The following is an 11,828-nucleotide window of genomic DNA, read 5'->3' on the forward strand; positions in this document are numbered from 1 at the left end:
CACATACTTGGGTACGCTGTCCAGGGTCCGTCGACCGACACCGGAGAAGTGGCTGTATGGCAGATTCGTGGTCCGGGAGAGCGGCGAGGCGGCTGCTGCACTGTCTGGCGGTCCTGGCGGTTCCGGTTCAGCTCCTGATTGCTGCGACGGCTTACGGTGCCGAAAGCGTTCTCTACTGCGCCGACCCCGATTGGCCCCCCTACGAATCCATCACCGCGGACGGAAAGCACCAGGGGATCGCCGCGGACCTGCTGGCCCTGGTGTCGGAACGCTCCGGGGTGGCCATGCGTCCGCTGCCGACCCGCGACTGGGAGGACAGCCTGGCGGCGGTGCGGGACGGGCGCTGCCGCTTCCTCAGCTTTCTCAATCGGACGCCGAAGCGGGAGGAATGGCTGGCCTTCACCGAGCCGCTGTTCGTCGATCCCAACGTGCTGGTGACGCGGGAAAGCCACGACTTCATCGCCGATCTCGCCGGCCTCGGCGGCGAAACGATGGTGCTTCCCAAGGGAACCTCGGTCGAGGAGCGGGTGCGCCGCGACTTTCCCGAGCTGCGCATCGTCATGGTCGACAGCGAGGCGGAAGCCTTCGCCATGGTGTCCCACGGCAAGGCCGACATGACGCTGCGGTCGCTGACCGTTGCCGTCTTCACCATCAAGACGGCCGGCTGGTTCAATTTGAAGGTTGCCGGCCACCTGCCGGGCTATGAGAATCTGCTGCGCATCGGCGTCCGCCGGGACGAGCCGGAGCTGCTGGCGGCGCTGGACCGCGGTGTCCGGACGATTTCCGCCGCCGAACGGACCGCCATCGCCAACCGGCATGTCGCCATCCAGGTGCAGTCGCCGCTCGATCCGTGGACGCTGGCGAAGCTGCTCGCCATCCCGGCGGCGGTGATCCTGACCAGCTTGTTCTGGATCGTGACGCTGATGCGGGTGAACGAGCGGTTGCGGGTGCAGTCGCGCACCGATGTGCTGACCGGCCTCGCCAACCGCAGCCATCTGAACGACGTCTGCCGTGCGGAGATGGAGCGCGCCGCCCGCTACGGCAGGCCGTTCTCGATCATCCTCGTCGATCTGGACCATTTCAAGCAGGTCAACGACCGCTATGGCCATGTCTTCGGCGACCGGGTGCTGATCGAGTTCGCCGCACTGGCCCGCAAGGCGCTGCGCGCCACCGACACGGTCGGCCGCTGGGGCGGCGAGGAATTCCTGATCCTGTGTCCGGAGGCCAGTCCGGAAGCGGCCTTCGCCCTGGCCGAACGGCTGCGCCGGACGATCCGCGGCTACGACTTCTCCAACGGCCACCGGCAGACCGGCAGTTTCGGCGTCGCCGGAGTCCGTGACGGCGACAGCATCGACCGCCTGCTGATCCGGGCCGACAACGCGCTGTACCGGGCGAAGGACGAGGGGCGAGACCGCGTCGTCCTCGACAGCGACGACAGCGACGGCGGCGAGGGCGGCGGTCGGCCCGGCAGGGCGTTCAGCCGGACGGCGTGTCCGGCGGATTGAACAGGTAGGGCACGAAGCTGCGGTGATGCTCGTTCACCCGCAGCTCGCTGCCGATCGGCGGGAAGGCGCGCTGCTGGCAGTCGGTGCGCTCGCACAGGCGGCAGTTGACGCCGATTGGCACCGCCGCCTTCATGTCGGTGATGTCGATGCCGGCGGCATAGACCAGTTCCGGCGCGTGGCTCGCCTCGCAGCCCAGCCCGACGGCGAACTGCCGTGACGGCTTCAGATAGGCGCCGCCGCGCTTGGTCACCGTGCGGGCGATGCTGATATAGGCGGTGCGGTCAGGCATCTGGGCGAACTGCACCAGGATCTTGCCGGGCTGGGCGAAGGCGTCATGCACGTTCCACAGCGGGCAGGCGCCGCCGAAGCGGGCGAAGTGAAAGCGCGTCGCCGAATGGCGCTTGGTGATGTTGCCGGCCATGTCGACCCGCACGAAATAAAAGGGCAGGCCGCGGGCGCCCGGCCGTTGCAGGGTGGACAGCCGGTGGCAGACCTGCTCGAAGCTGGCGGAAAAGCGGCTTTGCAACTGCTCCACATCGTGGCGCAGGGCGCGGGCTTGCGCCGCGAAGGCGCGGTAGGGCAGCACCAGCGCCCCGGCGAAATAGTTGGCGAGCCCGACCCGGCAGATCGACCGCGCGTCCTCGCTGGAGAATTTCGCCTGCTCCACCAGATCGTCGATCTGGTCGCCGAACTCCAGCAGCGCGATCTGGTTCGCCATGTGGAAGGCGCGGCTGGAGCTGGTCAGCAGGGCCGACAGCCGCAGCGTGCCGGTGGTGGCGTCGTAGCTGCGCATGGCGGTGTCGCCCGCCTCGTCGGCGACGATCTTCACCCGCACGTCGTGGCGCCGCTTCAGATAGGCGGCGAGTTCGTTCAGCAGCGATCCGGAATGGATTTTCTCGCTGTCCCACAGCCGCTCCGCCGCCTCGTCCAGCGGACCGATGTAGTTGTTGCAGTAATGGAAATAGTCCCGCACCTCCTCATAGGGGAATTGCGGACCGGCGAAGCTGTCGCCCTGTTCGGTGTTGGACAGGCTGTCGGTCAGCGACTGCACCCGCTCATGCAGCTTCTGATAGGCCTGATGCAGGCTGAGCACCCGGCGGGCCAGTTCCGGGCTGGACCCCACCACGCTGCGCAGTTCCGCCGCGGTCAGCGGGGCGCCTGCGAACAGCGGGTCGGCCAGCGCCTCGCGCAGATCGGAGACCAGCCGGCTGTCCTCGTCCTCCAGGAAGGCGGACAGCTCCAGCTCGAAGGTGGCGGCGATCCGCATCAGCACCGGCAGGGTCAGCGGGCGCTGGTTGTTCTCCAACTGGTTGAGATAGCTGGGGGAAAGCTCCAGCGTCTTGGCGAGCGACGCCTGGGTCAGGCCGCGCTGCTCGCGCAGGCGGCGCAGCTTGTAGCCAAGGAACAGCTTCTTTTGCATGCGTATAAATTCCTGCCCGGCGCCGGCCTTGGAAATCCGCCATTCTTCGCAATCTTAGCAAGCGCAAAGCCGCAATTGCAAAGGGCTTCGCAACTTCGCACGTTTTTGCGAAGAGGCTGTTTGAAGCGCTGCGAAGTTTGTGAATAATCCGCGGCGTTCCGGTGAACGATTGCGTCGCCTGCCGCCGGAACGGGGACGGTCATTGAGACGACAAGGAATGGGAACGCCCGATGCAAGACATTCTGGCCAAGTTGGAGTCCAAGCGCGCCGCGGCGCGGCTGGGCGGCGGTGAGAAGCGCATCGCCGGCCAGCACGCCAAAGGCAAGCTGACCGCGCGCGAGCGGATCGAGCTGTTCCTCGACGAAGGGTCGTTCGAGGAGTTCGACATGTTCGTCGAACATCGCTGCATCGACTTCGGCATGGAAAACCAGAAGGTCCCGGGCGACGGCGTGGTCACCGGCCACGGCACCGTCAACGGCCGCCTCGTCTTCGTCTTCAGCCAGGACTTCACGGTCTTCGGCGGCGCGCTGTCCGAAGCGCATGCCGAGAAGATCTGCAAGATCATGGACCAGGCGCTGAAGGTCGGCGCCCCGGTCATCGGCCTGAACGACAGCGGTGGCGCCCGCATCCAGGAGGGCGTCGCCTCGCTCGGCGGCTATGCCGAGGTGTTCCAGCGTAACGTCGATGCCTCGGGCGTCATCCCGCAGATCTCGCTGATCATGGGGCCGTGCGCCGGCGGCGCGGTGTACTCGCCGGCCATGACCGACTTCATCTTCATGGTGAAGGACAGCTCCTACATGTTCGTCACCGGCCCCGACGTGGTGAAGACCGTCACCCACGAGGTGGTGACCGCCGAAGAGCTGGGCGGCGCCGTCACCCACTCCACCAAGTCGGGCGTCGCCGATCTGGCCTTCGAGAACGATGTCGAGGCCCTGCTCCAGCTGCGCCGCTTCGTCGATTTCCTGCCGTCGTCGAACCGCGAGAAGGCGCCGGTCCGTCCCTGCGCCGACCCGCTCGACCGCGAGGACTTCTCGCTCGACACGCTGGTGCCGGAGAACCCGAACAAGCCCTACGACATGAAGGAGCTGATCCTCAAGATCGTCGACGAGGGCGACTTCTTCGAACTCCAGCCGGAATACGCCAAGAACATCCTGATCGGCTTCGCCCGGATGAACGGCTCCACGGTCGGCATCGTCGCCAACCAGCCGATGGTGCTCGCCGGCTGCCTCGACATCGACAGCTCCAAGAAGGCGGCGCGCTTCGTCCGCTTCTGCGATGCCTTCGAAATCCCGATCCTGACCCTGGTCGATGTCCCCGGCTTCATGCCCGGCACCAGCCAGGAATATGGCGGCATCATCAAGCATGGCGCCAAGCTGCTGTACGCGTACGCCGAGGCCACCGTGCCGAAGGTGACCGTCATCACCCGCAAGGCGTACGGCGGCGCGTACGACGTGATGTCGTCCAAGCATCTGCGCGGCGACCTCAACTATGCCTGGCCGTCGGCTGAAATCGCGGTGATGGGCGCCAAGGGCGCGGTGGAAATCATCTTCCGCAGCGACATCGGCGACGCCGAGAAGATCGAGGCACGTACGGAAGAGTACAAGCAGAAGTTCGCCAATCCCTTCGTCGCCGCGTCGCGCGGTTACATCGACGACGTCATCATGCCGCACGGAACCCGCCGCCGCATCACGAAGGCGCTGTCCATGCTGAAGAACAAGCAGCTCCAGACCCCCTGGCGCAAGCACGACAACATTCCGCTGTGAGGGCCGGCAGCATGTTCGAGAAGATCCTCATCGCCAACCGTGGCGAGATCGCCTGCCGCGTCATCCGCACGGCACGCCGCATGGGCATCAAGACCGTCGCGGTCTATTCCGACGCCGACAGGAACGCGCTCCATGTCGAGATGGCCGACGAGGCCGTCCACATCGGCGCCGCCCCGTCCGCCCAGAGCTATCTGCTGATCGACAGGATCGTGGATGCCTGCAAGCGGACCGGCGCCCAGGCCGTCCATCCCGGCTACGGCTTCCTGTCGGAAAAGCGCGAGTTCCAGGAGGCGCTGGCGGCTGCCGGCATCGCCTTCATCGGGCCGGACGCCCACGCCATCCAGGCGATGGGCGACAAGATCGAGTCCAAGAAGCTGGCGAAGGCCGCCGGCGTCTCCACCGTCCCCGGCTATCTCGGCGTCATCGCCGACGACAGCGAGGCGGTGACCATCGCCCGCGACATCGGCTATCCGGTGATGATCAAGGCCTCGGCCGGCGGCGGCGGCAAGGGCATGCGCGTGGCCTGGAACGACGAGGAGGCGCGCGAGGGCTTCCGCTCGGCAACCAACGAGGCGCGCTCCAGCTTCGCCGACGACCGCGTCTTCGTCGAGAAGTACATCCAGCAGCCGCGCCACATCGAAATCCAGCTTCTGGCCGACGGGCAGGGCACCTGCCTGTACCTGCACGAGCGTGAATGCTCGATCCAGCGCCGCCACCAGAAGGTCATCGAGGAGGCGCCGAGCCCGTTCCTCGACGCCGCCACCCGCAAGGCGATGGGCGAGCAGGCGGTGGCTCTGGCCAACGCGGTGCAGTACAAGTCGGCCGGCACGGTGGAATTCATCGTCGATGCCGAGCGCAACTTCTACTTCCTGGAGATGAACACCCGCCTCCAGGTCGAACATCCGGTCACCGAGCTGATCACCGGCCTCGACCTCGTCGAGCTGATGATCCGCGTCGCCGCCGGCGAGAAGCTGACGCTCCGTCAGGAGGACGTGCAGCTCAACGGCTGGGCCGTCGAGGCGCGCGTCTATGCCGAGGATCCCTTCCGCAATTTCCTGCCCTCGACCGGCCGCCTGACCCATTACCGGCCGCCGGCCGCCGACAGCCATGTCCGCGTCGACACCGGCGTGTTCGAGGGCGGCGAGATCTCGATGTATTACGATCCGATGATCGCCAAGCTCTGCACTTGGGGGCAGACGCGCGACGAGGCCATCGCCGAAATGCGCGAGGCGCTGGACCAGTATTACATCCGCGGCGTCAGCCACAACATCCCGTTCCTGGCCTCGCTGATGGCGAACCAGCGCTTCGTCGACGGGCGGCTGACCACCAACTTCATCGCCGAGGAATATCCGAACGGCTTCCACGCCTCGGACCTGCCGCCGGAAGATCCGGCGGTGCTGGTCGCGGTGGCGGCGGTGATCCACCGCAGCCTGAACGACCGCGACAACCAGATCTCCGGCAAGATGCCCGGCAACAAGGTGGCGGTGCGCGGCGACTGGGTGGTGGTGCTCGACGGCACCCAGCATCCGGTTCACCTGCATGCCGCCGAGAGCAATGGGCAGCGCATCGGCTACACCGTCGATGTCGACGGCACGCACCACACGGTGCGGAGCGACTGGCAGATCGGCGAGCCGCTGTTCCGCGGCACGGTGAACGGCCGGCATGTCTGCGTGCAGATCGACCGCGTCGGCATCGGCTATCGCCTGCACCACAGCGGCTCGCAGGCCATCGTCAAGGTGCTGACGCCGAAGGCGGCCAAACTGGACGCCCTGATGCCGGTCAAGGCGCCGCCGGACATGTCGAAGTTCCTGCTGTCGCCGATGCCGGGCCTGCTGGTGTCGCTGTCGGTGTCGGAAGGCCAGGAGGTCAAGGCCGGCGAGGTGCTGGCCGTGGTCGAGGCGATGAAGATGGAGAACATTCTGCGCGCGTCGCAGGACGGGACGGTCGCGAAAATCCACGCGGCGCCGGGCAGCAGCCTGGCGGTCGATCAGAAGATCGTGGAATTCGCGTAACCGTATAATAAGAAGAAACGCAATCGAGAGGAAGCGTCGCCCCTGCCCCCTTCCACCGGCCGTCCGTCCGATGGAAGGGGGCATCGGGGGGACCGCACTGCCAGTATTAGTTTCGCCCAAGGCAATCGCATATGAAGATCGTGCTCTTCTCAAAGGAAGCTCGTCATCCCCGCGAAGGCGGGGATCCAGGCTTTCCCACCAGATTCGTCTTGCGAACTCTGGATCCCCGCCTTCGCGGGGATGACGGAAGGCCCTTCCAAGGAATTTAAGTTCCACATCCGATTGCCTTGCAGTTTCACCAGCGCCATAAGAAGCCATCAGGAGGCGTCGATGACCGAGTTCCCGCAGAAGACCCTTGCCGACTGGGACAAGCTGGCCGCCAAGGATCTCGGCGCCGACGGCGACATTTCCAAGCTGGTCTGGAAGACCCCGGAAGGGCTGGACGTCAAGGCGCTCTACACCGCCGCCGATCTGGAAGGGCTGGAGCTGGACACGCTGCCGGGCTTCCCCCCCTTCACCCGCGGCCCGCGCGCCACGATGTATGCGGTGAAGCCCTGGACCATCCGGCAATATGCCGGCTTCTCCACCGCGGAGGAGTCGAACGCCTTCTACAAGGCCAACCTCAAGGCCGGCCAGATGGGCCTGTCGGTGGCCTTCGACCTCGCCACCCACCGCGGCTATGACAGCGACCATCCGCGCGTCGTCGGCGATGTCGGCAAGGCCGGCGTCGCCATCGACAGTGTCGAGGACATGAAGGTCCTGTTCGCCGATATCCCGCTCGACAAGATGTCGGTGTCGATGACCATGAACGGCGCGGTGCTGCCGATCCTGGCCGGCTACATCGTCGCGGCGGAAGAGCAGGGCGTCTCCCAGGACAAGCTGAGCGGCACCATCCAGAACGACATCCTCAAGGAGTTCATGGTCCGCAACACCTACATCTACCCGCCCGAACCCTCGATGCGGATCATCGCCGACATCATCGAGTACACCTCCCAGCACATGCCGAAGTTCAACTCGATCTCGATCTCCGGCTACCACATGCAGGAGGCAGGCGCGACGGCGGTGCAGGAGCTGGCCTTCACCATCGCTGACGGGCTGGAATATGTCCGCGCCGCGATGTCGAAGGGGCTGCCGGTCGACAAGTTCGCGCCGCGCCTGTCCTTCTTCTTCTCCATCGGCATGAATTTCTTCATGGAGATCGCCAAGCTGCGCGCCGCGCGCCTGCTGTGGTCCTCTCTGATGCAGGAGAAGTTCCAGCCCAAGGACGCGCGCTCGCTGGCTCTGCGCACCCATTGCCAGACCTCCGGCGTCTCGCTGACCGAGCAGGACCCCTACAACAACGTCATCCGCACCACCATCGAGGCGATGGCGGCGGTGCTGGGCGGCACCCAGTCGCTGCACACCAACGCCTTCGACGAGGCGCTCGGCCTGCCGACCAAGACCTCCGCCCGCATCGCCCGCAACACCCAGCTGATCATCGCGGAGGAGGCCGGCGTCACCAAGGTGGTCGATCCGCTCGGCGGCTCCTTCTACATCGAGCATCTGACCCACAGCCTCGCCAACGCCGCCCTTGAGCTGATCGGCCGGGTCGAGGAGATGGGCGGCATGACCAAGGCGGTCGAGAGCGGCATGCCCAAGCTGCTGATCGAGGAGGCCGCCGCCCGCCGTCAGGCCGCCATCGACCGCGGCGAGGAGGTGATCGTCGGCGTCAACAAGTACCGTCCGGAGAACCCGGAGGGGGTGGACGTGCTGGACATCGACAACACCGCCGTCCGCGAGGCGCAGATCGCCCGCCTCAAGCAGATCCGCGCCACCCGCGACGAAGCCAAATGCCAGGCTGCGCTGGCGGCGCTGACCGAGGCCGCCGCGGCGAAGACCGGCAACCTGCTGGCCCTGTCGGTCGAGGCCACCCGCGCCCGCGCCACCGTCGGCGAGATCTCCGACGCGCTGGAAAAGGCCTTCACCCGCCATGTCGCCGTCATCCGCTCGGTGTCGGGCGTCTACGGCTCGGCCTATGAGGGCGACGAGGGTTTCAGGAAGATCCAGGAGGAGGTGGCGTCCTTCGCCGCCGACGAAGGCCGCCGGCCGCGCATCCTGGTGGTGAAGATGGGCCAGGACGGCCACGACCGCGGCGCCAAGGTGATCGCCACCAGCTTCGCCGACATCGGCTTCGACGTCGACATCGGCCCGCTGTTCCAGACCCCGGACGAGGCGGCGCGGCAGGCGGTGGAAAACGACGTGCACGTCATCGGCGTGTCGTCCCAGGCCGCCGGCCACAAGACGCTGGTGCCGCAGCTGATCGAGGAGCTGCGCCGCCAGGGCGCCGGCGACATCCTGGTGGTGTGCGGCGGGGTGATCCCGCCGCAGGATTACGATTTCCTCTACAAGGCGGGTGCCGCGGCCATCTACGGTCCGGGCACCAACATCCCGAAGGCGGCGTCGGACATCCTGGGCATCCTGCGCAAGCAGCGGGCGGCGGCGTGATCGGCAAAAGAGGGAAGAGCATGGCTCTTCCCTCTTTTGAGTCAGGCGGCTGTGCCCCGCTGTGAGATTTGATGGGGCGACGCGCGGTGGCGGCATCGCCCCGTCGATTTCAGTGATCCCAATCCAGATCCCTGATGTCCTGCCGCCGCTCCTGTATGGTCAGCTCAATTCTGTAGCGCCGTGGATTGCCGCACATCCAGCAACTGCACACTGCCATATTGTCGGCGACCTTCTGCGGAACGTCGGCCCAAGGGAGAATGCGCCGAACCTTCGCGACCATACGAGCCCGGTCATGCCGGCGGCGCGCCCGCATCATGTCTTTAGACATCTTGCCTCTCCTAGCTCGATGCCCCGGCGCGTCCCGTTCAACATTGGACGGCGCTGCCGGGGCTATCGTGGCTTGGGAGGAGAGGCGACCAAATTCGTCATGCCGGTATTGTAGTCGCGGTTCAGGACGGCGTCATCCCCCCGTTTCGGAACCTGGGATGGGCCGGGCAAACTCCGCAGATTTCAAACTGAGACACCACCCGGGTCGCCATGAACTGGACAGGATAGAGCTGCGTCACTATCCTTAGGATGGTGACGCATGGTCGGGAGCCATTTCGATGTTCAGGATCGATCCAGCCAAGAAGAGTGAGCATCCCGTTTCCGATACGCTGGAAAACGCATCCCCTGTGTCGTCCATGGATGCCGAAAAGAAGAAATGGATGGAAGACAATCGGGCGGCGTTTGCAGCCTACGATGCGTTGGTGGACCGGCTTGGTCTTTTTGGTGAAGAGTACCGGAACTTCGAATGAGATTTCTCGACGTTTGCCTCAATCCGGCGGCGAAGGGAAAGAAGAATCACCCCATTCCCTATCTCTTGATCGTTCAGGGTGATTATGTCGGGATCGACAGAACCCGTGTGGTCGTTCCGTTGATCCGGTCGTCCGAAGTTGAAACTCCGATTCCCAAAATCATGCCGTCAATCATGGTCGGCAACGAGCAATTCGCCGTCGCGACGCCGCAGATCATCGCTTTGCCCGTTGCGCAAATCGGTGCTGTCGTGGCGTCCGCATCCGACGCCCATTCCGACATCCGCCGTGCCATCGACGTCCTGACAGGCGACTTTTGACCGTCACCGCCGAAACCGACCTCTACGCTCCCGTCAAAGCCTTCCTCGAAGCCCAAGGTTACGACGTGAAGGCGGAGATCCGCGGCTGCGATCTCGTCGCCACGCGCGGGGACGAGCCGCCGGTGATCGTAGAGCTGAAAAAGCGCTTCACCCTCGACCTCGTGCTGCAAGGGGTGGACCGGCTGGCGGTCAGCGACAGCGTCTATCTCGCCGTGCCGCAGCCGGGGCGCAAGGCGACCGGGCTGTCTCCCCTCGACGGCGACGTTAAGAAGCTCTGCCGCCGGCTCGGGCTCGGCCTGCTGATGGTCGATCCGGGGCTGGCCGAGGGGCGGCAGGTCGCCGTGCTGCTCGACCCCATCCCCTACACCCCGCGCAAGGACAAGAAGCGCACTCATCGCCTGCTCGGCGAGCATGCCCGCCGGGTCGGCGATCCCAACCGCGGCGGCTCCACCCGCGTCGCCATCGTCACCGCCTACCGCCAGGACGCGCTGCGCATCGCCCGCCTGCTGCGCGGCGGGCCGCTGACCGTCGCGGCTCTGCGCAAGGCGGGGGCGCCGAAGGATGTCGGACCGATGCTGCTGCGCAACGTCTATGGCTGGTTCGAACGGGTCGGGCGCGGCACCTACGCGCTGACCCCGGCCGGCGTGCAGGGGGTCGAGGCCTTCGCCCATGCCCTGGCGGAGGCGTGACACTCCGCACCGCCAAGCCTATGATCGTCGCCACCCAATCCACGATCACAAAAGGCTGGAGCCCGCTTTGTCGGACTACATCAGCAATCTCGTCGTTTTTTTCGTCGTCGTCGATCCGCCGGGGCTGGTGCCGCTGTTCATCGCGCTGACCCGCGGCTTCGATGACCGGCACAAGCGGATCATCGCGCTGCGCGGCACCGCCATCGCCTTCGTCGTGCTGGTCTTCTTCGCCTATTTCGGCAAGGTCGTGCTGGAGACGCTGTCCATCGAGATGCCGGCCTTCCGCATCGCCGGCGGGGCGCTGCTGTTCTGGATCGCCTTCGAAATGCTGTTCGCCAAGCGCTCCGAGCGCAAGGAGCGCGACACCGGCGAGGCGATGACCGACGAGGACGCGCACGACATCGCCGTCTTCCCGCTGGCGGTTCCGCTGATCGCCGGGCCCGGCGCCATCACCTCGATCCTGCTGCTGATGGACCGCGTCGGCACCACGGCGGCGGGACAGGTCAGCGTCCTGGGGGCGGCGGCGACGGTGATCGGCGGGGTGACGCTGATCCTGCTGGGGGCCGACCGGGTCGGGCGGCTGCTGGGCCGCACGGTGATCCACACGGTAAGCCGCGTGCTCGGCATCGTGCTGGCGGCGCTGGCCGCGCAGACGGTGATTTCCGGCATCACCGCGGTGTATCCGCCCCACTGACATCCGGCCAACCCGGCAAAATCGTCCAAAGGGGCAGCGCGCCGCCGCCGGCACTTCCTCGCTACCGCTTCCCGCAGTCCGGCCCAAGCCCGAAAGACTAATCCCCTTTCCGGTCCGGCCGCCCAGCCTACATGGGGTCCTGCCACA

At 66.0% G+C, this 11,828-nt stretch carries 10 protein-coding genes; 8 read left to right on the plus strand and 2 right to left on the minus strand.

Annotation, left to right across the window (positions count from 1 at the left end; translation table 11 throughout):
* The first annotated feature begins 56 nt into the window (after positions 1-56).
* Positions 57-1,505, plus strand: coding sequence for a diguanylate cyclase (locus tag ABNQ40_RS10330; RefSeq protein ID WP_109049607.1), 1,449 nt, complete (start codon positions 57-59; stop codon positions 1,503-1,505).
* On the opposite strand, the gene ABNQ40_RS10335 is transcribed toward ABNQ40_RS10330, so the two are convergent.
* Complete coding sequence (locus tag ABNQ40_RS10335; protein WP_109049608.1) at positions 1,477-2,925, minus strand: short-chain fatty acyl-CoA regulator family protein; 1,449 nt, start codon at positions 2,923-2,925, stop codon at positions 1,477-1,479. The genes ABNQ40_RS10330 and ABNQ40_RS10335 overlap by 29 nt on opposite strands.
* Before the next feature lie 230 nt (positions 2,926-3,155).
* Here ABNQ40_RS10335 and ABNQ40_RS10340 point away from each other — a divergent pair, with 230 nt between their 5' ends.
* The 3 genes from ABNQ40_RS10340 (at position 3,156) to scpA (ending at position 9,184) form a co-directional block, all read left to right on the plus strand.
* Entirely contained in the window at positions 3,156-4,688 is a 1,533-nt protein-coding gene (locus ABNQ40_RS10340; RefSeq protein WP_109049609.1) for an acyl-CoA carboxylase subunit beta, read from the plus strand.
* Positions 4,689-4,699: 11 nt separating this feature from the next.
* Positions 4,700-6,700 (plus strand): acetyl/propionyl/methylcrotonyl-CoA carboxylase subunit alpha, encoded by a 2,001-nt coding sequence (locus ABNQ40_RS10345; RefSeq protein ID WP_109049610.1) that lies wholly within the window; start codon positions 4,700-4,702, stop codon positions 6,698-6,700.
* Between the two features lie 330 nt (positions 6,701-7,030).
* Positions 7,031-9,184 (plus strand): methylmalonyl-CoA mutase, encoded by a 2,154-nt coding sequence (gene scpA, locus ABNQ40_RS10350; RefSeq protein WP_109049611.1) that lies wholly within the window; start codon positions 7,031-7,033, stop codon positions 9,182-9,184.
* Between the two features lie 109 nt (positions 9,185-9,293).
* Here scpA and ABNQ40_RS10355 read toward each other — a convergent pair whose 3' ends face one another.
* Complete coding sequence (locus tag ABNQ40_RS10355; protein ID WP_109049612.1) at positions 9,294-9,512, minus strand: hypothetical protein; 219 nt, start codon at positions 9,510-9,512, stop codon at positions 9,294-9,296.
* Positions 9,513-9,789: 277 nt separating this feature from the next.
* On the opposite strand from ABNQ40_RS10355, the gene ABNQ40_RS10360 reads away from it, so the two are divergent.
* From ABNQ40_RS10360 to ABNQ40_RS10375, 4 genes are all read left to right on the plus strand, one after another.
* Positions 9,790-9,981, plus strand: coding sequence for a type II toxin-antitoxin system CcdA family antitoxin (locus ABNQ40_RS10360; protein WP_109049613.1), 192 nt, complete (start codon positions 9,790-9,792; stop codon positions 9,979-9,981).
* Positions 9,978-10,298, plus strand: coding sequence for a CcdB family protein (locus ABNQ40_RS10365; RefSeq protein ID WP_109049614.1), 321 nt, complete (start codon positions 9,978-9,980; stop codon positions 10,296-10,298). Before ABNQ40_RS10360 ends, ABNQ40_RS10365 begins: the two co-directional genes overlap by 4 nt.
* Entirely contained in the window at positions 10,295-10,987 is a 693-nt protein-coding gene (locus ABNQ40_RS10370) for a DUF2161 family putative PD-(D/E)XK-type phosphodiesterase (RefSeq protein WP_391346413.1), read from the plus strand. Before ABNQ40_RS10365 ends, ABNQ40_RS10370 begins: the two co-directional genes overlap by 4 nt.
* Before the next feature lie 67 nt (positions 10,988-11,054).
* Positions 11,055-11,681 (plus strand): MarC family protein, encoded by a 627-nt coding sequence (locus ABNQ40_RS10375; RefSeq protein ID WP_109049616.1) that lies wholly within the window; start codon positions 11,055-11,057, stop codon positions 11,679-11,681.
* The last annotated feature ends 147 nt before the right edge of the window (positions 11,682-11,828 follow it).

Source organism: Azospirillum sp. A23 (genome assembly GCF_042938965.1).
GTDB classification, from domain to species: Bacteria; Pseudomonadota; Alphaproteobacteria; order Azospirillales; family Azospirillaceae; genus Azospirillum; species Azospirillum melinis.